The sequence below is a fragment of the Corynebacterium sp. HMSC29G08 genome, assembly GCF_001806875.1.
Taxonomy (GTDB): domain Bacteria; phylum Actinomycetota; class Actinomycetes; order Mycobacteriales; family Mycobacteriaceae; genus Corynebacterium.
In genome coordinates, this window is sequence record NZ_KV786198.1 from 20,498 (window position 1) to 41,850 (window position 21,353).

The following is a 21,353-nucleotide window of genomic DNA, read 5'->3' on the forward strand; positions in this document are numbered from 1 at the left end:
GAGGTGAAGACACATGGCAAAGGAGCAGTTCTACGCAATTTCCGTCGCCGCAGAACTGACCGGCATGCACGCCCAGACCCTGCGTACCTATGACCGCTTGGGTTTGGTCACGCCGCAGCGCACCTCCGGTGGTGGGCGCAGGTACTCAACGCGCGACATCGCCCTGCTGCAGCGCGTGCAGTACCTCTCCCAGGAAGAAGGCGTGAACCTGGCCGGGATCAAGACGATCATTGAGCTTACTGAGCAGATCGAGTCCCTGCAGGCGGAGCTTGAGCAGGAGCGTTCCGCCTCCAGGCGTTCCCGCGGTGAGCTCGTCCACGTGCCGCGCTCCACGGCGATCGTGGCGTGGGAGCCTTTTGCTTCACGACGCCGCCGTGGACGCTAAGTCCCAGCCCCAACCCCAACCCCAGCCAGCGCGTCGAGGAACACCTGGTCGTGGAAGTAGTCGCTGTGGCTGCCGCGGATGCCGTCGATGATGGTGGCGCCGTAGCTGGGGTCGCTGGGGGAGGTGGAGCCGTGGAGGCTGAAGGCGTCGTTGCGCAGGGCGAGGATCGCATCATTGGAAGCGTCCGCAACAAACACCGAAGAACCTGGGCTGCGTAGGGTCAGGTCCTTCACGGAGCGCCCATCAACACCGGGGCTGCCCAATAACCACAGGTCATCCGCAAGCAGTCCGTGTTCGTAGGCAGCGCGGCTGGCCACCAGCGTGCCGTAGGAGTGGGCGACGACAGATTTGGTGGCATCCGGCCAGCGCTCTTCAAGCGCCAGTTGGAACATGGACAGGTCCGCCGCCCCGCGCGTGGCCGGCAACCCGGAGAAGCCTTCGGCCAGGTCTTGAGGCGGGTCGTAGCCTTGCCACACGACTACGGACGCGCCGGTGGTCTCCGCGATGCGTTGCGCTTTCGCCAGCTCAGCAGGCAGGTCGCGGGGGTTCCCGCTGGAGACTCCCGCAACCATGGTGATAATGCGCGCCGGGTCTACGGCATCACCAACTATCACGGTGCTCGCCCCGGGCCCGGCCTCCAACACGGTCCCACCGGCGCGCTCGATGGCCAGTTGGGTTGCGGCCGGCAGGGTGGCCATGTGTTGGGCATGCAGCGTATCTATGTCCACGCCAGCCGCATCCACCAACCGCTCCATCTGATCAGCAACGGTTGGGTCGAGGTGCTTCGCAACTGCCATGTCCAGGCGTTTAGACAGCAGATTCAGCATCACAATCGTGCGCTCGTGGATAGCGTCGGCGGCGGCTTGGTCGATGAGGTCCTGCTGCTGGGCGGCTATCGTCATCACTTCGGCGACGCGCTTCGCACGTGCGGCGGCGGCTTCGTAAGCAGCGGCGTAGGACGCTAAACGTTTGTAGGCTAGCTGCGGCGCAGGCCCGTCAAAGCCGCTGCTGTGTAGCGCGTCAATGGTGCGGTGAACGGTGGCGGCGCGAGCCGAGAACGCCACGGCGGCAAGCCTCCACGCGGTAGCAACACCGTGCAGCTGGGTGGGCAACAGGCTTGGGGTATAGGCGAGGTTAGTCACGGCCAGCCCTCCTGCTGAGTCGGACAGCCCACGCGGCATCGGCGTCCAGAATGCTTCTAGCAAAGGTGGTGATGGATTTTAGGTGGGTGGTGAGGGAGTTAAACGTGGCGTCGTGAAGCAAAAGCTCTTTGGCCTGGAGCTGCGAGAGGGCGGTGGCTGTAAGGGAGGGGTCAAGGGTGGCTGTGGGGATTGGGACGCGCTCGGGGATGAACTGGAGGGCGATGCGTGCGGTTGATTCGGTCAAGCTAAGAAAATTCATGCCGGCAGTGTGGCAGGCGGTGGTGGGGTGGGGCAATGAGGCGTGGCGAAACTGTGGATAACTTGCCTAGAGTTATCCACATGAAAATCGCCTTATTGCAAACGGTCACGGGAGCCAACAAGGCTAAAAACATTGAGAAATTGCGCCCGCTGATTGAAGACGCAGCCGCGTCCGGCGCCACCCTCATCGTGCTGCCGGAAGCCTCGTCACAGGCCTTTGACCAGGGGAGATTGGATACTCAGGCGGAGGAGCTGGACGGGGAGTTCGCCACCGCCATGCGGGAGCTTGCCACGCGCCTTGGGGTGACTGTTGTGGCGGGGATGTTTCGGCCTGGTGATGTCAATAAGGTCGGCGAAAAAACCCTCAACCGCGTGCGCAACACGGCACTCATAACGGGCGAAAATATACACAAGGGCTACGACAAGATTCACGCCTACGACGCCTTCAATTACCGCGAATCCGACACCGTGAAAACTGGCAGCGAGCTAGTCACGTTCGAGCACGAAGACGTGACGGTGGGTGTGGCCATCTGCTTTGACATTCGTTTCCCGGAGCAGTTCAAGGCGCTGGCGGCACGCGGCGCGAAGCTGATTGTTGTGCCCACGAGCTGGGCCGATGGCAAGGACAAGATTGAGCAGTGGCGCACGCTGACCGCCGCCCGCGCGCTGGATGCCGGTGTGTTCATCGCGGCAGCCGGCCAAGCGCGTCCCGATTGGGAAGCCAAGGCTGGCGAACCCTCCGGCCCGACCGGTGCGGGCCATTCGTGCGTGGTCAACCCCGTTGGGCGTCGCATCGCGGAGGCCGGCTACGCCCCGGAGACGCTGATCGTGGACATTGACTTCGACGAAGTCGACAACGCCCACCGCGCGCTTCCGCTTCTGACTATTACTGAGCAAACGGAGATGTGCTAGCGTCGTACGCGATGACCTGCGGTTGAAGCTCTGCAAGCAATTCCGCAAGCGGCGTGATGTCGGCTTCAGATCCGCTGAGCACCACATCTTTGCCCCACCACGTGCCCGGACCCTGAACCAGCATGTGCAGCGGCACGCGCACACACGTAAGGTCGGCGGTGTCTACTTCTGGGTCCTCACAACAACACGTCACCGTTAGCCAAGGCTGTGCCTTGGCCATGGCGCTGAACGTTGCCAAGTCATAGAAGCCCTCCGACCCCGGTGTGATGATCAGGTGCACGTTCGGCTTTTCTTCACGTTCTAGCAGGTCGAACACGAGTGCCTTCGCCGCGGCCAAGCCGGTGCCTACGGCTACAAGCAGAAGATCGCGCTCGCCCACCTTCATCGGCTCGCCGTGAGGTGCGCCCACGGTTGCGTAATCGCCCGGATCCGAATCCAGCACCGCGTGAAACTCCAACTGCCCGAAACTATTGGCCGGCATTGCAGGTGCCCAGTGATACCACTTCCCCTGCTGCCCAGCCAGCATAACGGGCAGCACCTGGCCCGGCTGGTAATCAATCTTCGATCCGGCCTCCAGACGCAAGATAGTCACCCCCGACGTCTGCGTCACATCCGTCACCTGCGCCACGTGCGCTGGCGCAATGCCGTCCAAATCAGCCGCCACGCTTGCTCTGCGCATCACCTCCGCAGCCGCTGCGAGCACCCTGCGTCGAGGCTCTTCCAGCTTGACCGCATCCCCGTACAGCCCTGCAATCATCCCAAACTCTGAAGCGGGAAACCCCGTCCGGCGCAGATCCAGCGCCCACGTTTCCAGGCGCTGCTGAACGTCCTCTGGCAGCTGTGGGGTGTTGGCGTGTTCCAGGACGTAATCCACAGCATCAAGCGCGATCTGCGGCATCTCGGTTGCATCCCGGGGCAAAAGGGAAGCACCTTGCGGGTAGGCGTCAATGAAACGTTGAAACCATGCTGCGCGCACGTTCGCTGGGTCCTTCATGACCGTCGATCATACGCAGTCGCCTTCGCCGCCATCTTTTGCATGTTCCACTCAAAGTCGCGGATCTCCTCGGAGACGCGATAGTCCGTGCCGTACGGCAGTTGGCGGACGATCTGCCTGTAGAGGGACATGGGTTCGGCGACGTCGGGGTGATTGTTCCCAAGCAGGTACGGCAGTGCGCGGAGCCCTTTGAGAATCAGGTCAAACTCCTTTTCGTTGAAGAAAAGCGCGGGAATGAAATCGCCTGAGCGGATTTCGTAGAGCCCTTCGACGCCGGGTGCAGAGTGGATGTTGTAGCCGTCCCGACGCAGCTGCGCGATGTACTCGCGCACTGTGCGTTCGCTCACGCCAAGGGCTTCGGCGAGTTCGCGCGCAGTGTATTGGCGTCCCCACTGCATGAGGCGGAGAATGGTCAGCCCGCGCGCGGCGGTCTCGACACGTTTCTTCTGGTTGGTGGTCATTGATGGATCCCCTCCGTTGTTGTGTTGTAGTTTCGCTGCACTCGCTTGGCGCTTTTAAAGCTGTGAGGCTGTAAGGCTGTAAGGCTGTGAAGCTGGGGTGGTGGGGGGCTTTTTTCAATTGCGGCAGCATGTTGCCAAACCGGGGATATCTGCCGCAATAGGCCCGAAACTGTGAACCAGCTGCCAGCCAATGCGACTATCCCCGGTTTGGCAGATATTCGCCGCAATCCCAAAAAGCTCCCCCCGTACTCCAAATCTCAGAAACCCCCAAAGCTCAGGCATAAAAGGCCCAGGTCAAAGTTGAGTGGAACATACTCAACCTTTCGTGCGTTGTACTTAGTGCAAGGCAAAAAGTGCAAGGCAAAGTGCACAACAAAACTTAGCAACAATCAAAGGAGTATGACATGGGAGCTTTTAACCCAACCACCAAAACGCAGGAAGCGATCCAGCAGGCGCTGCAGAAGGCGTCGGCTGCCGGAAACCCGGATATTCGTCCGGCGCACCTGCTTGAGGCGATTTTGAAGCAGGAAGACGGCATTGCCGCTCCTGTGTTGAAGGCGACTGGGGTGGACCCGGGGACCGTCGCTAAGGAAGCGGCGGTGATTACAGACGGCTACCCCAAGGCCGAGGGTGCCAACATGGCGAACCCGAACTTTAACCGTGAGGCGCTGACGGCGCTCAACGCCGCGCAGGAGCTGGCTGGAGAGCTGGGCGATGAGTACGTCTCTACGGAGGTGCTTTTGGCGGCAATTGCGAAGGGCAGTGACGAGGCTGCGGAGCTTCTGCGCAAGCGCGGCGCGACGTATGAGGTGTTAAAGAACGCCTTTCCGTCTGTGCGCGGCCACAAGAAAGTGACCTCTCAGGACCCGGAGCAGCAGTTCCAGGCGTTGGAGAAGTACTCCACGGACTTAACGGCGCGTGCGCGTGAGGGCAAGATCGACCCGGTTATTGGCCGTGACGCGGAGATTCGTCGTGTGGTGCAGGTGTTGAGCCGTCGTACGAAGAACAATCCGGTGCTCATTGGTGAGCCTGGTGTGGGCAAAACCGCTGTGGTTGAGGGCCTGGCGCGACGCATCGTTGCCGGTGACGTCCCGGAGAGTCTGAAGGGCAAGACGCTGATCAGCCTGGATTTGGGCTCCATGGTGGCCGGCGCGAAGTACCGCGGTGAGTTCGAAGAGCGCCTGAAGGCAGTGCTGGATGAGATCAAGTCCAGTGATGGCGAGATCATTACGTTTATTGATGAGTTGCACACGATCGTCGGCGCCGGCGCCTCCGGTGAGGGCGCGATGGACGCGGGCAACATGATCAAGCCGATGCTGGCGCGCGGTGAGCTACGCCTGGTTGGCGCGACCACGTTGGATGAGTACCGCCAGTACATTGAGAAGGACGCGGCGCTTGAGCGTCGTTTCCAGCAGGTGTACGTGGGTGAGCCGAGCGTGGAGGACACGATCGGTATTCTGCGTGGCCTAAAGGAGCGCTACGAGGTGCACCACGGCGTGCGCATCCAGGACTCCGCGCTGGTGGCTGCCGCTGAGCTTTCCAACCGCTACATCACTAACCGTTTCTTGCCGGATAAGGCGATTGACTTGGTTGATGAGGCTGGTTCGCGTCTGCGCATGCAGATTGATTCGTCTCCGCAGGAGATTGATGAGTTGGAGCGTGTGGTGCGTCGTCTAGAAATTGAGGAAATTGCGCTGGCGAAGGAGTCGGACGCAGCCTCGAAGGAGCGCCTCGTCGCGCTGCGCCAGGAGTTGGCGGATCAGCGTGAGGTCTTGGGCGAGATGAAGGCACGTTGGGAGAACGAGAAGGGCGAGGTCAACCGCGTCCAGTCCGCGAAGGAGGAGCTGGAGCGCTTGCGCAATGAGTCTGAGATTGCGGAGCGCGAGGGAGACTACGCCAAGGTGTCTGAGCTGCGCTACGGCCGCATCCCGGAGTTGGAGGCGGAGGTTGCCAAGGCTGAGTCTGAGGCTGGCACGAAGACGATGCTGGAGGAGGAGGTCACGCCTGACACGATCGCGGATGTGGTGTCGAGCTGGACGGGTATTCCGGCCGGCAAGATGATGCAAGGCGAGACGGAGAAGCTGCTGCAGATGGAAGACGTGCTGGGCGAGCGCGTGGTTGGCCAGCGTGAGGCGGTCATTGCGGTTTCTGACGCGGTGCGTCGTGCCCGCGCGGGTGTTGCGGATCCGAACCGTCCGATTGGTTCGTTCCTGTTCCTCGGCCCTACTGGTGTGGGTAAGACGGAGTTGGCGAAGGCGTTGTCGGAGTTCCTCTTTGATGATGAGTCCGCTATGGTCCGCATCGACATGTCCGAGTACGGGGAGAAGCACTCCGTTGCGCGCCTGGTTGGTGCCCCTCCGGGGTATGTGGGTTATGACGCTGGTGGTCAGCTCACTGAGGCGGTGCGTCGTCGTCCGTACTCGCTCGTGCTTTTCGATGAAGTCGAGAAAGCCCACCCCGACGTCTTCGATGTCTTGCTCCAGGTGTTGGACGAAGGCCGCCTGACGGATGGCCAGGGCCGCACCGTGGACTTCCGCAATACGGTGGTGATCCTGACCTCCAACCTGGGCGCTGGTGGTACTCGCGAGCAGATCATGGACGCGGTCAAGCACCACTTCAAACCGGAGTTCATCAACCGTCTTGATGATGTGGTGGTCTTTGACCCGCTGACTCAGGAGCAGCTCGTGGGCATTGTGGACATCCAGCTCGCGGCGCTCGCGGAGCGTCTTGCTTCACGACGTCTGACGCTGCAGGTCTCCGACGCCGCCAAGTCTTGGCTCGCGGAGCGTGGCTACGACCCGGCCTACGGTGCTCGTCCGTTGCGTCGTCTGATCCAGCAGGCGATCGGTGATCAGCTGGCGAAGAAGCTGCTTGCCGGCGAGATCCGCGATGGTGATGCGGTGCACGTAGACGTCGCCGAAGGCGCCGACCACCTGGACATCACGGCGTAGGGTCCGCAGCGGCGGCACCGCCGCCGCCCGGTCCGGGGCCAGGGCATCTGGGGCTTAATGAAAATGTGTTTCAGTTCACTCGACTTACCCGAATGTGAACTGTAGCATTCCTGGGGAACGTCCCTTTCAGGAAAGGAGAACCATATGTCCGCTCCAACTTCCATGCGAGCAGCAGTTGCCGAACAGTTCGGCCCAACCGTCAACGTCAAAGAGATCGACCTGCCTAAGCCTGGCCCGTTCCAGGCACTGGTGAAACTTTCTGCCAGCGGTATCTGCCACACCGACCTTCACGCGGTGGAAGGTGACTGGCCGGTCAAACCGACTCCGCCGTTCGTGCCGGGCCACGAGGGCGTCGGCGAGATCATTGAGTTGGGGCCGGGTGAGCACTCGGTCAAGGTTGGTGACATTGTCGGCAACGCTTGGCTCTGGTCCGCATGTGGCGAGTGCGAGTTCTGTCGAACCGGCCGTGAAACGTACTGCAAAAAGGCAGAATACGGCGGCTACACGGTGAATGGTTCCTTTGGTGAGTACATGCTCGTAGATACGCGATACGCCCCACGCATCCCCGAAGGCGCCGACCCGGTCGAGGTCGCCCCGATCCTCTGCGCTGGCGTCACGGTATACAAGGGCCTGAAGGAAGCACAAGCGAAGCCAGGACAGTTCATGGTCATCTCCGGTATCGGTGGCCTCGGCCACCTTGCAGTGCAGTACGGCGTGGCCATGGGCATGCGTGTGATTGCGGTGGACATCGCTGACGACAAACTCGAACTGGCCAAGGAGCTCGGTGCCGAATTCACCGTCAACGCCGCCAACACCGACCCGGGTGAGGCTGTGCAGGAGTTCACGGACGGCGGCGCCCACGGCGTGCTTGTTACGGCCGTGCACCCAGCCGCGTTCGGACAGGCCATTGCGATGTGCCGTTCCAACGGCACCATCGTCTTCAACGGTCTGCCGCCGGGGGAGTTCCCGGCACCGATCTTCGACATCGTTCTGCGCGGCATTACCATTCGCGGCTCCCTAGTGGGCACGCGTCAGGACATGGCGGAGGCGCTCGACTTCTACGCCCGCGGCGAGGTGAAGCCCCACGTCACGGCGTGCGAACTCGATGATGTGAACCAGGTGTTTGAAGACATGCGAAACGGCAAGATCGCCGGCCGAATGTCCATCAAGTACTAGGCGTTTGCTCTGTCCGGGGGCGCTTACCGCCAACCCACCACGCCCAGACCCCAGCACCGGCTACAATCCGGTGCATGCAACCGATCACCACTATCACCACCCGCGTTGCCGTCCCGGGTGTGGAAAACGAGCTGCTCGCAGGCCACCAGCTCTCTGGCAACCATTTCGTGGTTGCCAGCGTGCCGTTTGTGGATACCTCGCTGGCGCTGGGGGACATCGTGGAGTGTGTCACAGTTGGTGGCCAGTTCCACGTGGATCGTGTGGTGGTGCGTGGCGGTGCGTCGACGGTGCGAATCCTGCCGGCGACGGAGGCGCCGCTGCAGCTCGCCGAGACGTTGCTGGCGTTCGGCTGCCGGGTGGAGATGGGGCCGGGTGGGATGCTCGCGGCGTCTATAGGCGCGGATTGTCCTCGTGAGGGGATTATGGAGTGGCTGGATGGATTGGAGTCTGAGGGCGCCATCGAGCAAGCGCCGGGCTACATGGCATGACACGACGGCATAACACGGGCACAGATTTGCCCTAGAATGAGCCACCATGAGCGTTTTTGTGGCGGCAGAGGAGCTGAACGATCGTATTCAGTCCGGCAACAAGCAGACCGTGATTGCGGCATTATGGGAGCAGAAGGTCAATCGTGGTTGGGCGAAGTTCCAGTCTGAGCATGTGCCGTCGGCGTTGTTTTGTGACCCGGCGTCGCAGCTCGCGGGCATGCCGGGTCGCGCAGCAGGTAGGAACCCGTTGCCGCACATTGATGTTGTGCGCAAGGCCGCGAAGAGCTGGGGGATCGAGGCGGGCCGTCCGACGTACATTTATGACCAGGGCACGGGCCTGTTCGCGGCGCGCGCGTGGTGGGTGTTGCGTTGGGCGGGTATCCAGGATGTGCACATTGTGGATGGCGGTTTTGCCAGCTGGGAGGCCAAGCAGTTGCCCACGGTCGCCGGTCCCGGCCAGGTGGTTGTGCCGCGTGAGGTGCAGCTCAAACCAGGGTGTTTGCCCACCGCCAGCATGGAGGAGGTCAGGGATTTCACTGGCCTGCTTATCGACGCACGATCGCAACGCCGCTTCCAAGGCCGCCGCGAAGCCCTTGATCTGCGTGCGGGTCACATTCCGCATGCGGTGAATCTTCCGGTGTCGGAGCTGTTTGACTCGCAGGAGGATCACATCTTGGTGCGCAGCGCAGACGAGATCTGCCAGCGTGCCGCTGAGATTGGGATTACAGAGTCGACGGATCCGGCTCAGGCTATTACGTATTCGGGTTCGGGTAACCACTCGGCACTCCTGCTCGCTGCGTTGGAGCACGCCGGGTTGCCTACGTTGACGCATTACATCGGTGGTTGGTCCCAGTGGGCCGCTAATCGTGAAAACCCGGTGGCGGCAGACGTGTAATGGCCTACGTATTAATTCTTCTGGCCGTCGTGCTGTTTGCGGCGGGCTTGTGGCTGCTGCGTCCGGAGACCAGTCTGCCAGCACTGCCGACATTACCGGCACTACATGTTGCGGAGACGCGCCAGGCGTGGGCGAAGGCGAATGGGTTCGCGTACGCCAAGACTGATGAGTCGTTGACGGGGGAGTGGCGCCGCGGCGCCGCATCGGCAGGTGCGGCAGCAACGAAGGTGGCTAGTGGCGTGCAGTTCGGTCACGACACGTATATTGCGGACCTTGGCTCCACCACAGTGATCGCTATGACCACGGGTGAGGTAAGCGATGTGGTGGTGGACATGCGCCGCGTTGACAACGCCCATCCCGGTGTCGGAGCTTGCGACAATGCCCATCCCGGTGTCGGAGCTTGCGACGACACCGACCTCCACCTGGTTGCCGAGCTTGAAGGCTTCCGCATCTTCGGCACGGACACCGGCCCCATCCAACGTTTCATTGACGTGCGCATTTCCACCGCGCTCGAGCAGATGCCAGCCGCCGTGGAAGCGATCTGGTTTGAGGCTGATTGGGTTGTCGCCCAGCTGGCCCACGGCGCCAAGCCCAGCGACTGGCAGGCCGCCTTCGCCCCGCTCGGATTGCTTGCAGACGCTGCGCGAACCCTCCCACCCGCTTCCCCTCGTGAGTTGGCGGAGAGAGGGTTTACGGTGGGCGTGGACAAGCAAAAGCTCTTAAAACCCGAGGTGGAGCTGCCCACGAGGGTCACAGGCACCACGAAGGGTGAGGTGGGGTCGCGCGAGGTCGGTGCGGATGACGTAGAGCCCATCGCCGGCGACTCCCGCGCTGGGAACGTAACGGATTTAACGCGTGCGCCGCGCATGCAACAACCGCCATCCATTTTTGAGGAGGACACACATGAGTAACAAAGAACGCCTGGCCGAGCTGGTCAAGGAGCTAGCCGTGGTGCACGGCAAGGTGACGCTGAGCAGCGGCAGGCAGGCGGATTACTACGTTGACCTGCGCCGTGCCACGCTGCACCATGAGGCCAGCCCGCTAATTGGCACGCTGCTGCGTGAGCTGACCGCGGACCTGGATTTCGACGCTGTCGGCGGCCTGACGCTCGGTGCCGATCCGGTTGCCACCGCCGTCATGCACGCGCCCGGCCGGCCTATTGACGCGTTTGTGGTGCGCAAGGAGGCGAAGAAGCACGGCATGCAGCGTCGTATTGAGGGCCCGTCGATTGCTGGCAAGCGCGTCCTGGTTGTGGAAGACACCACCACTACCGGCAATTCCCCGCTGACCGCCGTTGAGGCCTGCCGCGCCGAGGGGGCCGAGGTTGTTGCCGTGGCCACTGTGGTTGACCGCGCGACCGGCGCCGCCCAGATCATTGCAGACGCCGGCGTGGATTATCGCCACATCCTTGGCCTGGAGGATTTGGGGCTTGCCTGAGCTTCCGCTTGACAACGCCAATGTGAAAGGCCCCACCGAGTGGAACGAAGGCCGCCACGGCGTCGGCCCTTGGGAGGGCGCTTGGCCGGAAGGTGAGCAATACGACTCGAGGTTCCTCGCCGAAGGTGACACCCGCAACGTTGTTGATGCTTACCGGTACTGGTCTATGGACGCCATCGTCGCCGACTTGGATGCGAAGCGTCACGATTTTCATGTAGCCATCGAGAACTTTGAAAATGACATGAACATCGGCACCGTGGTGCGTACCGCGAATGCGTTTTTGGCGCGTGAGGTGCACATTGTTGGGCGTAAGCGCTGGAATCGGCGTGGGGCGATGGTGACGGATCGCTACCAGCACATCCGTCACCACGCCACCGTGGCGGATTTGATCGCGTGGGCTCAAAGCCAAGACATCACGGTGGTTGCCATCGACAACACGCCGGGCTCGGTGCCGTTGGAAACGGCCGTGCTACCGAAGCGCTGCCTGCTGCTCTTCGGCCAAGAAGGCCCCGGCGTGACTGCGGACGCCCAGGCCGCTGCCTCCATGACCTGCTCCATTGCTCAGTTCGGCTCCACCCGCTCCATCAACGCGGGCGTGGCCGCTGGCATTGCCATGCACACCTGGATACGCCAGCACGCGGATCTTTCCCGGGCCTGGTAGCTTTTGGTCCTCTGACCTTGGCCTTGCCCTGGCTCCGCCAGAAGCATGGCTCTGACAAATTTAACAATTTCCCCTAGCTAATCGGAGCATGAACTGGGGAAACGTAAACCGCGTTGTCAGATTTGTCAGCCGGCGACCGAGGATCCGCCAAAGGGGTATCCACTCCACCACACCCAACGGGGGAGGGGTAACAATGAGGCGTCGCGTGGCAATATTGGTGGCAATATAGAGAGCACAGTTTTTAGCAATAGCGTCGCCGAGGGAGCCAACGTGCCGGAAACCTGGTCGCATCGCGCTGACCTGGCAGCATCTGCCATCAATGAGCGTCACGCCGCTCGTCTTTGGGGTATCCCCAAAACGAACTTGGCTATGGTGACGTGGCCACCTGGGGCGAAGGACAAACTGTTTTGGCACTGGCATTTCTGGTGGCAGGCACAGTATGTGGATTGCCAGGTGGACGCGGCGCTGCGGCGGCCGACTAAGTCCAGGCGCAAGCTGCTGGCGTACACCTTGCGCGGGATTCAGCGCAGGACCAAGGGCAAGCCGACGGATAATCCGCACAATGATGACAAGGCGTGGTTGGCGCTCGCGTGGAACCGGGCGCTTGCCCTCGACGGGTTTAAACGCACACGCACCCTTGATGCGTTGGAGTTTGACCTGCTTGAGGCCATTGATCCGATTACGGGTGTGTTGCCGTTGAAGGCGGAGGAGACGTATTACAACATTGCGTCGAACGCCACGGCGGCGATGCTGTTTGCAAGGACGGGCCGTGTAGACAAGGCGCGGCAGATCACGGACTGGATCTTTGACAACCTGGTCGCGGAGTCGGGCCTGCTCTATGATGGCATCCGGATGCGCATGCACGGCCCCGAGGTGAACCAGAAGCTCTACACCTACAACCAGGGCACGGTCCTCGGCGCCTCGTTGGAGATTGCGCTGGCGCTGCGCGAAGACATTGGTCTTGCAGAAGATGAGCCGATCGACTCGTTTGAGTTCTCCGAACGCGCCGACGCGTCCGTGTTCTACATCACGCATATCCGTGCGATTGTGCAGGCCATTGCGCTCAATATGGCAACACCGCAGGGCGTGATCATCAGCCCAGCCGCCGAGTCCGGGGAGGGCGACGGCGGACTGTTCAAGGGTATTCTTGCGCGCTACCTCGCAGACATTGCGCTCAGGCTTCCAGAAGATTCGCGGGAGAACATCGCTACCAAAAAGGTGGCGGCCCGCCTAGTCCTAGCGTCGGCGGAAAGTCTGTGGCAGCACCGTCTAGAGGTCGATGGTCTGCCGATTTTCCCGGCGGAGTGGACGGAGGATGCGAGGTTGCCGCATAACTATGGGTTGGGGCCGGCGTCGATAAGTGAAGCTGTGGGGCTGGTTCGGATCGATGAACGCGACCTGTCAGTCCAGTTGTCCGGCTGGCTGCTGCTGGAGGCTGCGGCGGCGGTGGCTGCAAACAGGCCGTAGACGGGGCATACTGGAGGGGTATTATTTGCCCCGACAGGAAGGGATTTCCGCATGCCTATCGCAACCCCTGAGGTGTACAACCAGATGCTTGATGCCGCCAAGAAAGGCGGCTACGCATTCCCGGCAATTAACTGCACCTCTTCTGAGACCATCAACGCAGCTATCAAGGGCTTTGCCGAAGCTGAGTCGGACGGCATCATTCAGTTCTCCATCGGCGGTGCTGAGTTCGGCTCTGGCCTGGGCGTGAAGAACAAGGTGGCTGGCGCGCAGGCGCTGGCGGCGTTCGCACACGAAGTGGCCAAGCACTATGACGTTAACATTGCGTTGCACACGGATCACTGCCAGCTTGAGGTGCTGGATGAGTACGTGCGCCCGCTGCTGGCTATCTCCCAGGAGCGCGTGGACCGTGGTGAGCTGCCGCTGTTCCAGTCCCACATGTGGGATGGTTCCGCGGTGCCGATTGATCACAACCTTGAGGTAGCGCAGGAGCTGCTGGCGAAGTCGCGTGCGGCCAACATCATCCTTGAGGTGGAGATCGGCGTTGTTGGTGGTGAGGAGGACGGCGTTGAGGCGAAGGCCGGCGCGAACCTGTACACCACGGAAGAGGACTTTGCTAAGACTATTGACGCGCTGGGTACCGGCGAAAACGGCCGTTACCTGCTTGCCGCTACGTTTGGCAACGTGCACGGCGTGTACAAGCCGGGCAACGTGAAGCTGCGTCCGGAGGTGCTGGACATGGGCCAGAAGGTTGCGGAGCAAAAGCTCGGCTTGGCTGCTGGTTCCAACCCGTTTGACTTTGTCTTCCACGGTGGCTCCGGCTCTGAGAAGGAGAAGATCGAGGAGTCCCTGCGTTACGGTGTGGTGAAGATGAACGTGGATACGGACACGCAGTACGCGTTTACCCGCCCGATTGTCACCCACATGTTCCAGAACTATGACGGTGTGCTCAAGATTGACGGTGAGGTGGGCAACAAGAAGATGTATGACCCGCGTTCCTACCTGAAGAAGGCGGAGCAGTCCATGTCTGAGCGTGTGATTGAGGCGTGCCAGGATCTGCACTCGGTTGGCAAGAGCGTGGCTAAGTAGCTGCTCTTTTTCAACGTGGCGTCGGGTTGTGCCCGGCGCCATTAGTATTTGTATCTGTTATGGCTCAACAACGAATGAACACTCGCGACCGTCTGCGTGCGGTTGATGAGTCTTTCCAGGCGCGTATAAAGCGTGTGCGTAAACGGCTGTTGCCGATTTTGCAGACAGGTCTTGCCGCTGGCCTTGCGTATTGGATTGCGCAGGATCTCTTTGGCCACCAGCGTCCGTTTTTCGCGCCGATTACCACGGTGTTGATCATTGGGATCAGCACGGGTGACAGGCTGACAAAGGCGGTGGACATCACCATTGGTTGCCTGCTGGGTGTGTTGGTGGGGGATTTGTTGTTTTACCGGCTGGGGGATGGCCCGTGGCAGATCGCGGTGATTGTTTCTGGTGCGCTGTTGATCGCGTCGTTTTTCTCGAAGTCGCAGATGTTGGTCAACCAGGTGGCTATTGGCTCGATTTTGATCGCTACGATCATGCCGCCGGGTGCGGCGGTGACTGGCTTTGACCGCACTGTGGATGCGTGTGTTGGCTGTTTGGTCGCGCTCGGGGTGTTGTCGTTGATTCCGCAAGCACCTATGGCTTCAGCAAGGGCTGAAATTGCACAGGTTATGAGCCTTTTGAGCAGTGTGCTTGACGACGTTGCGTCGGGACTTGCCAACCTCAACCCCGAAGAAATCAACACCGCGCTAAAAGCGATCCGGGGTTCGCAGACGCGGATTGATGCGATGGCTGCCGCCGTGCAATCCGGTGCGGAGTCCACGCGCTTGTCGCCGTTTTTGTGGGGTTCCCGCCGCTATATCCAGTCCATGGGGCGCGTGATTCCGCCGGTGGATAACGCGGTGCGTTCCGCGCGTGTGTTGGCGCGTCGTGCCCGGGTGTTGTGTGAGGACGGTGATCGGGTTTCGGAGACACAGATTGTGTTGATAGACACGCTGGCGAAGGTGGCGCTTGAGATCTCTGAGGTCTATGACGTCAATTCCCGTCGGGCTCAGGCTGTGGTGATTCCGCAGTTAGTCAATGAGTTGCGTGCGGTGGCGCAGGCTTCGGGCATGGAGGTGGCGCTGGAGGCCCCAGGGGGGCCGGTGTTGTCCACCTACGCCGCGTTGGCACAGACACGTTCGTTGACGGTGGACATGCTGGAGATTTGCGGCATGTCCAGGGAGTCGGCGCTGGCGGCGTTGGCCCCGACATCTTCAACACCGAAGTATCAGCCGGAGCATTTCGATGTTGATCCTATTGGTGATCTGGAGGATTAGTCTTACCTAGCTCTGCATGATCTTGTCCAACGGGTACTTCGATGGTTTCGGTTTCGGTGACCACGTATTTGCGCAGGCGGATCGGTTCGGGGGCCTGCTCTGGTACCGGCTCTGGTTCAGTGTCCTGGGTTTCGGTGTTCTCGGCGTCGGCGTCATCGAGGCCGTAGTAGTGGTAGAGAGCGTCTTGGTCTTCAGTAGTCAGGTGGCCGTTGTCGTCTAAATCGGGTGCGTCTTCAATGCGCTCTTTTTCAAAGGTGAGGTGCAGCTCTCCGTCGCGCAGCGAGTGCCCGCACAGCGGGACAAGACTGTGGCCTGCGCCGAAGAGTCCATGGTTGATGGAGATGAAATCCGGTTGAGCGGTGGTGTCATTGATGTAGACGTCCTTTACGCTGCCCACCTTCTCGCCGTTGACGTCAAAGACCGTGGCCTTGGCAAGTTCTTCAATTCGCTCGAGGTCGGGATGCGTAGTCATTGGGGTGCTCCTTAGGTTTGTGAGTGTGTCAAAGTCTTGTCTACGTATGTTGCCTGCACATATTATCGGCGCCTGTGGTTCAAACGTAGTCACCAACGCAACGAAATGTCGCGCCGAGGCTGTGGAGCACTGATGCGGCAACAGACGACAATGATTGAGGCGGCGTCAGCGATCATTGCCAACAATGGGCGCAGCAGCGTTCGCGGTTGAATCTAGGTTATCCTCGCGACCCTTCAATTGAATACTGTCGCATGTGGGACCACCAGGGTATTTTTACACTGGGTGCGTATCAGTGTTTACAGGCTATGGAGGAAATATGGCTAGGTACCAGTCAGTGGATGCGCTTCAGAATCTGCTGGCAGAAGAAATCTTCCACCAAAGTGTTTCACCCAAAAAGGCCGCAGGTCGAGCCTTGGGGACATTGGTCGAGTTGGTGACGTTCTACATGATTCGAGATTGGGGATTGGAAACCAGTCTTGCTATTGAGCGCGGTTTGCCCGAGTACGGAAATGCAGAGATCACGCACAATGTTGAGTTCTCGCTCCACCCTGCTTCAGTGACTACGTCCGTGCCTATTATTGACAGAACGAAAACGCTGACGCCTACACAAATCTTGGCGGCAGCACGCTCAGCAGGGCTCCAAGTCGGGCAAAAGCGTGGTAACGCTGCTCTGTTAAAAGGCAATGTTTTGCGGCATGCAACTGTTTTTGCTGAAGCGGAAGGTGGCTTCTGGGTTGCTCACATGGTGGGCGACTCCGCGGATATGGAGATCACTCGACTCAAGACGAAGCCGTATGCAATGGTCGAATGTAAACGCGTCGGTGTCGAGCAAGGGATGAAGAAAGGCCCGCAAACGATCGAGAAAGCCAAACAGGGGGCATACGTAGCTAGAACCGTATCGGGTCTGCAGCGAGTGCCCCGAAGCGATGGGTCTGTGGCAGCTGTAGTAAAGGATCAAAAAGGGAAGCTGCAACACTACGAGAGCTACTATGATTTCCTCCGGAATGCTATTGATCAAGGGGATGTCAATGCTTTGGCCAATATTGTGCTGACTATCGGTGTAGTAAGTAACCACGGGAACTGGTTTACTGCCGAGACAAAGAACAAGGAGATGCGAGTCTTGGCTCAGTCATATGATTGGCTGCTTTTCTTTACTGATGATGGCTTGGCAGAATTTATTGAAGACGTTCTAAATGGTGACCAGGACGAACTCAAAGCAACCAGAGCAGCGTTTCGTGCGAATGTGGGGCGGGCTAAAGGGGAACCAACGGTGTTTACGAAGGTGCAGATAGAGGCTGAGGCCGACCGAGAACTGACAGAGTACTTTGCCCGAGAACAACCATGGGATAGATGGTTTAACGTCATCGCTCCTGCACCCAGCGATGTAGCAACTGCCAGAGAAGCAGAAGCGGACGACAGTTTGAACATGCTAGAGAAGGCTGGGCGTTACGTTGCACTAGCTGAGCTTAAGAAGGACTTGCACACACTAAAAGTGCTACATGAGCAGGAGGCCGAGCAGTGACAGCAGGAAGACAGGCAATCTCACAGACAAAGGATTGGTGTACGCCTCCAAGCATCATCAAATCGGTAAAAGAAGTATTCGATGGCCATATAGGTCTAGATCCTTGCTCCAACAAGTGGTCGCTCGTTGACGCTGAGCGCTCGTATCTTTTGCCTGAACACGATGGTTTGCGTGAGCCGTGGGACGCAAAAACCATCTATGTCAATCCTCCGTACGGATCCGATCCAGCAAGAGGTACACGGATTATTCATTGGTTTGAACGCATGGTAAGAGCAGCTCATGCTGGTTCAGAGGTAATTGCCCTAGTTCCTGTAGCAACCAATACTCATCACTGGAAGACGTATGTCTACCCAGAAGCCTCAGCGATCTGCTTCCTTTCGGTACCGCGACTTCGCTTCTATATCAAGGGTGAAGAGGACCCTAAAGGAGCTCCCATGTCGTGTGCGGTCATTTATTACGGTAGCGATTGGCGAAAATTTGCCGACGCATTCCGCGACCACGGCACGGTCATCCCCCTAGAGCAGGCGGTACTACCTGCAGAACCGTTACGCCTGCTCTGAGATCGCTTGCGAGGGACGAGGTAGCGAAGACCAACACCAGGGGCAGCATTGTGGTGGCAACACGGACGTTGATGCCATGGTGCTTGCCTGACAGGCCTGGCTATGTGGGGTTCGCGTACAGCTTGCGTATACAGCTCACAGCTCGCGCGCACGGCTCGTGTCTAGGGTTGGCGCACTGCCTGTATGTCGCGCAGATGCCGGTAAAAGGTTACCCGGTTGACGGTGCGAGGCTTTTCCACGCCGTCTAACTTCACCGTGATGTCGCTGCCGCCGGCCTGCACGGCTCGGCCCTGGAGGATACGTGTGTGGTCTAGCACGGCTGGGGTAGCGTGCTTGCCGCGGGTAAGCCAGCGCAGACCCGGTGTGGATGCGAACCATTCAAGTTGCTCAGGGCTCAGCGTTGCAGGGCGTGAGTGCCCGGCTGGGGGTGACACCGGGGTGATGAACGCGCTGCAGGCTATGCCGGGTTGATCCATGGTGGGAACCAGCCGTGCGCCAAATTGTCCAGAGAAGCTGGCCGAAGGATCTTCTCCTGTGCGGTATATCAACCTTTTTGAATCAACGACAACCTCGCCGACGAACTCCTCACGGCCGTCAGCATGGTAAATTTCTGCTGCCCCGGCGAGGACGTCGCCGGTATCGGTGCGGATGCAGGCTGCGGGTGTAACGGAGCCTTCGAGAGCCAGAGCGACGGCAGCGTCGCGTGATGTGGGTACGTTCCAGCACACAGCTGCTGCGGAGGTGGGATCATCTGGAACGTATGCGATCTCCGCCCACAGGTAATCACCGCGCATCATCCTAGTAAGCACTGCTGCGAGGGCCGCATCCGAGCCGGAAACGATCACACGCAGGGGCGTTTCGGGGCTTTGGGGGGAAAATGCGGGGGCACCCATGTGTCCGACATCTGGGGAGGCCTGGATCTCTGCCAAGGACGGTGTGGGGTCTTCCGGCAAGCAGATTTTAGCTGCGGCGTCCACCGCCTGTAAGTCCTTACGTGATGGGATTGGGGGGAGAAGTATGTGCTCAGAGCCGACAATGGGCGCCGACCCTCCGCAGTTGCAGTGGATGAGGTGCATGTGGCGCATAGTACTCAACGATCGAAAAGCGGAGAAATCTAGACATTGCAAGGTTATGAGTGAATCGTAGGCAGAGGTTGCATAAAAGCTGGCCGGACTTTATTCTTTTATCAGGCAACTCACGGATTCTTTAAGTTGTTTGGTTTTTCTGAAAGCTTCCGTGAAGTCTGCGCCGCGGATACCAGCGCATTGGCAAAGGTGAAGTGGTACGAAATGGCGATACAAGCCCTTTGAAAGGACATACATGACTGCGAGAACAACGATCCGCAATCGCGGGATCTCAATTGCAGCGGCAGCGGTCACTGCCGCGCTCATTGCGCCGGCAGTACAGCCGGTTTCTTCACCGCTCCTTCCGGCCGCTCACGCGCAGGAAGCCGGCGACGCGCCGGCGCAGGGGGGCGAGAACGCACCTGCGGCACCTTCCTTGGAAGACCAGCCCAAGATTGACTCCCATGGCAACCCGGTGATCTGGGCAGACGGTGTCGCCAATGGCTACGTCAGCTCGGTTTCCAACATGCACCTGAAGGATTACGTTCTTTCTGGTCGCGCATGGGAAATCAACAATGTGGGCCTGATCACCGGCACCGGTCTGCCAGCTGTGCCTGCCGGCACGACCATCTACATGCAGTGGATTGATACCGACGGTTCGGTATCGCCCTACTACGCTGCCAAGATCCACAACGCATTCCGCGGCGCACAGGGCGGCGAGGGTACCTTCGCCTTCGATATGCGCCAGCCGTGGGTGGACACGAACGGCACGCAGCACCAGTGGTCCGCTGAGAAAGGTAAGAGCTTCCGCCTCTGGATTCCGGCCTATGAGCGCGACGGTGTGAAATACAACATGCTGCGCCAGGCAGATCCGTTCTTCCCGGGCGCATTCGTGGGTAACCACTCCGAGGGTAATGGCTCGACTCACTACCTGGACAAGAACAAGCAGTTCTTGCGTGTCCTTATGGCTCAGGTGCCCAACGTTGAGCTGATGACTCGTCCGCGCGACGAGTGGGAAGACGGCACCATTACCAAGGGGAATGAACACGTCGTCCTTACCGGCATCCGCCGCGAACGCGACTACAAGGACACGGTCAGCGGTACCGTCTGGAATGAGACTGGTACGCGCTTCGACCGCACTGGCAATATGTCCACCGGCCCTAACTTCACTCGTAAGTCGGGTGACCGACTGCACGAGGGTGCTACCGTGGTCTTTTCCAAGATGACCCCGGAGGGCTACCAGAAGTATGACGCGGCAGTGAACTCGCTGCCGGAGGAGCAGCGCACTGCAGCGGCAGTGAAGTTCCTGAAGGAAAACCCGGATGCCATTGCCTTCACTCGTTACTCCAAGACGAACGAAAACGGCCAGTTCACCATCCAGCTGCCTTCGGGTGCTATCCCTGATGGTCTGCGTACCACGGACGCCGGTTTCAAGGATTTCCGTGACATTTGGATGGGCGTCATCGACTCGAATGGTGACATTGTTACCAGCTACTCGCCGTGGATGGTGCCACAGTTCCACAGCCCGCGTGCATTCGTAACCATGCGTCCGCGCGATCCGGGTCGCAACCCGATCAATGCGCCGGTAGTTAACTCCCCGGAGACGAAGGGTCGTAACCTGAAGTCTGTGGCGTTTGCGTTGCTGCCGGGCTACGACGTGAACCTGCGCATCATCAACTTCAACACCACTGATAAGCCGGCCTCCCCGGGCGATGTTGCTGAGCTTGAGTTGACGGGTAAGCTGCCGCCGCTGAACAGCTGGATCGAGTGGCGCGACCCGCAGGGCAAGGTTCTCAAGGGTGGCGCTAAGGGTGAAAACCTTAAAGACATTGACTGCCTGATTGTCAATGGTGACATGGGCGATTGCCGCACGTTCGAGGTGCCGAAGGATGCAAAGGCTGGCACGATCTACACTGCATACTTGGTCAACGGCACGCCGGGCTTTGATGAGCAGGGTCGACCACGCCATAACGACATTGCCGCAGACTCCTTCATCGTTGCTTCGATGCAGAACGCTGAGTTTGACCCAGCATACGAGGAGACTCGTGTCAAGCAGGGTGAAGAGGCTACTATTGACGCTCCGAAGGATAAGGGCGGCAAGGAACTTCCTAAGGGCACGAAATTCACCGCACCTGAGGACGTGACGGAGAAGATTCAGGG

The 21,353-nt window shown here is 59.8% G+C and carries 21 protein-coding genes; 15 read left to right on the plus strand and 6 right to left on the minus strand.

Features of this window, described 5'->3' with window-relative positions; all coding sequences use genetic code 11:
- The first annotated feature begins 13 nt into the window (after positions 1 to 13).
- On the plus strand, positions 14 to 385 hold the full coding sequence (locus HMPREF3101_RS00100) for a heat shock protein transcriptional repressor HspR (RefSeq protein WP_070461811.1): 372 nt from the start codon (positions 14 to 16) through the stop codon (positions 383 to 385).
- Here the strand turns inward: HMPREF3101_RS00100 and HMPREF3101_RS00105 are convergent.
- Together HMPREF3101_RS00105 and HMPREF3101_RS00110 are read right to left on the minus strand one after the other, a co-directional pair.
- The gene (locus HMPREF3101_RS00105) at positions 382 to 1,527 is read right to left on the minus strand and encodes an alpha/beta hydrolase (RefSeq protein WP_070461813.1); all 1,146 of its coding nucleotides are present in this window, start codon (positions 1,525 to 1,527) and stop codon (positions 382 to 384) included. The two genes, HMPREF3101_RS00100 and HMPREF3101_RS00105, sit on opposite strands and share 4 nt — an antisense overlap.
- Positions 1,520 to 1,786, minus strand: coding sequence for a hypothetical protein (locus HMPREF3101_RS00110; protein ID WP_141737290.1), 267 nt, complete (start codon positions 1,784 to 1,786; stop codon positions 1,520 to 1,522). The genes HMPREF3101_RS00105 and HMPREF3101_RS00110 overlap by 8 nt, the downstream gene beginning before the upstream one ends.
- A gap of 80 nt (positions 1,787 to 1,866) precedes the next feature.
- Between HMPREF3101_RS00110 and HMPREF3101_RS00115 the strand changes: the two genes are divergently transcribed.
- On the plus strand, positions 1,867 to 2,697 hold the full coding sequence (locus HMPREF3101_RS00115; RefSeq protein ID WP_070461817.1) for a carbon-nitrogen hydrolase family protein: 831 nt from the start codon (positions 1,867 to 1,869) through the stop codon (positions 2,695 to 2,697).
- Here HMPREF3101_RS00115 and HMPREF3101_RS00120 read toward each other — a convergent pair.
- Both HMPREF3101_RS00120 and HMPREF3101_RS00125 read right to left on the minus strand, forming a co-directional pair.
- Entirely contained in the window at positions 2,672 to 3,691 is a 1,020-nt protein-coding gene (locus HMPREF3101_RS00120) for a ferredoxin reductase domain-containing protein (RefSeq protein WP_070461819.1), read from the minus strand. The two genes, HMPREF3101_RS00115 and HMPREF3101_RS00120, sit on opposite strands and share 26 nt — an antisense overlap.
- Positions 3,688 to 4,152, minus strand: coding sequence for a helix-turn-helix transcriptional regulator (locus tag HMPREF3101_RS00125; protein WP_070461821.1), 465 nt, complete (start codon positions 4,150 to 4,152; stop codon positions 3,688 to 3,690). The genes HMPREF3101_RS00120 and HMPREF3101_RS00125 overlap by 4 nt, the downstream gene beginning before the upstream one ends.
- A gap of 404 nt (positions 4,153 to 4,556) precedes the next feature.
- Between HMPREF3101_RS00125 and clpB the strand changes: the two genes are divergently transcribed.
- The 10 genes from clpB to HMPREF3101_RS00175 all read left to right on the plus strand — a co-directional run bounded on the left by clpB (position 4,557) and on the right by HMPREF3101_RS00175 (position 15,575).
- Complete coding sequence (gene clpB, locus HMPREF3101_RS00130; RefSeq protein WP_070461823.1) at positions 4,557 to 7,103, plus strand: ATP-dependent chaperone ClpB; 2,547 nt, start codon at positions 4,557 to 4,559, stop codon at positions 7,101 to 7,103.
- Positions 7,104 to 7,247: 144 nt separating this feature from the next.
- Positions 7,248 to 8,279, plus strand: a complete 1,032-nt coding sequence (gene adhP, locus HMPREF3101_RS00135) for an alcohol dehydrogenase AdhP (RefSeq protein WP_070461825.1) — start codon at positions 7,248 to 7,250, stop codon at positions 8,277 to 8,279.
- A 74-nt stretch (positions 8,280 to 8,353) separates the two neighbouring features.
- Entirely contained in the window at positions 8,354 to 8,767 is a 414-nt protein-coding gene (locus HMPREF3101_RS00140; RefSeq protein ID WP_070461827.1) for a DUF4265 domain-containing protein, read from the plus strand.
- Between the two features lie 46 nt (positions 8,768 to 8,813).
- Positions 8,814 to 9,662 carry a sulfurtransferase gene (locus HMPREF3101_RS00145; RefSeq protein WP_070461829.1) on the plus strand — a complete coding sequence of 283 codons (849 nt, stop codon included), beginning with the start codon at positions 8,814 to 8,816 and terminating at the stop codon, positions 9,660 to 9,662.
- The gene (locus HMPREF3101_RS00150; protein ID WP_070461831.1) at positions 9,662 to 10,573 is read left to right on the plus strand and encodes a type III secretion system chaperone family protein; all 912 of its coding nucleotides are present in this window, start codon (positions 9,662 to 9,664) and stop codon (positions 10,571 to 10,573) included. The genes HMPREF3101_RS00145 and HMPREF3101_RS00150 overlap by 1 nt, the downstream gene beginning before the upstream one ends.
- Positions 10,566 to 11,099, plus strand: coding sequence for an orotate phosphoribosyltransferase (gene pyrE / locus HMPREF3101_RS00155; RefSeq protein ID WP_070461833.1), 534 nt, complete (start codon positions 10,566 to 10,568; stop codon positions 11,097 to 11,099). Before HMPREF3101_RS00150 ends, pyrE begins: the two co-directional genes overlap by 8 nt.
- Positions 11,092 to 11,760, plus strand: coding sequence for a TrmH family RNA methyltransferase (locus HMPREF3101_RS00160; protein WP_083279997.1), 669 nt, complete (start codon positions 11,092 to 11,094; stop codon positions 11,758 to 11,760). Before pyrE ends, HMPREF3101_RS00160 begins: the two co-directional genes overlap by 8 nt.
- 270 nt (positions 11,761 to 12,030) lie before the next feature.
- Positions 12,031 to 13,227 carry a glycoside hydrolase family 76 protein gene (locus HMPREF3101_RS00165; RefSeq protein ID WP_070461835.1) on the plus strand — a complete coding sequence of 399 codons (1,197 nt, stop codon included), beginning with the start codon at positions 12,031 to 12,033 and terminating at the stop codon, positions 13,225 to 13,227.
- Between the two features lie 51 nt (positions 13,228 to 13,278).
- Positions 13,279 to 14,313, plus strand: coding sequence for a class II fructose-bisphosphate aldolase (gene fbaA, locus HMPREF3101_RS00170; RefSeq protein ID WP_070461837.1), 1,035 nt, complete (start codon positions 13,279 to 13,281; stop codon positions 14,311 to 14,313).
- A 59-nt stretch (positions 14,314 to 14,372) separates the two neighbouring features.
- Positions 14,373 to 15,575 carry an FUSC family protein gene (locus tag HMPREF3101_RS00175; protein ID WP_070461839.1) on the plus strand — a complete coding sequence of 401 codons (1,203 nt, stop codon included), beginning with the start codon at positions 14,373 to 14,375 and terminating at the stop codon, positions 15,573 to 15,575.
- Here HMPREF3101_RS00175 and HMPREF3101_RS00180 read toward each other — a convergent pair.
- Positions 15,553 to 16,047 (minus strand): PRC-barrel domain-containing protein, encoded by a 495-nt coding sequence (locus HMPREF3101_RS00180; RefSeq protein WP_070461841.1) that lies wholly within the window; start codon positions 16,045 to 16,047, stop codon positions 15,553 to 15,555. The genes HMPREF3101_RS00175 and HMPREF3101_RS00180 overlap by 23 nt on opposite strands.
- A 334-nt stretch (positions 16,048 to 16,381) precedes the next feature.
- Between HMPREF3101_RS00180 and HMPREF3101_RS00185 the strand changes: the two genes are divergently transcribed.
- Positions 16,382 to 17,569, plus strand: coding sequence for a hypothetical protein (locus tag HMPREF3101_RS00185; RefSeq protein ID WP_141737291.1), 1,188 nt, complete (start codon positions 16,382 to 16,384; stop codon positions 17,567 to 17,569).
- Entirely contained in the window at positions 17,566 to 18,129 is a 564-nt protein-coding gene (locus HMPREF3101_RS11605) for a DNA N-6-adenine-methyltransferase (protein WP_083279998.1), read from the plus strand. Before HMPREF3101_RS00185 ends, HMPREF3101_RS11605 begins: the two co-directional genes overlap by 4 nt.
- A gap of 161 nt (positions 18,130 to 18,290) precedes the next feature.
- Here the strand turns inward: HMPREF3101_RS11605 and HMPREF3101_RS00190 are convergent, their stop codons facing one another.
- Positions 18,291 to 19,205, minus strand: a complete 915-nt coding sequence (locus tag HMPREF3101_RS00190; protein WP_070461849.1) for a hypothetical protein — start codon at positions 19,203 to 19,205, stop codon at positions 18,291 to 18,293.
- A gap of 244 nt (positions 19,206 to 19,449) precedes the next feature.
- Between HMPREF3101_RS00190 and HMPREF3101_RS00195 the strand changes: the two genes are divergently transcribed.
- Positions 19,450 to 21,353 (plus strand): Rib/alpha-like domain-containing protein (locus HMPREF3101_RS00195; RefSeq protein ID WP_210386138.1); only part of this gene is annotated, 1,904 nt, incomplete at its 3' end.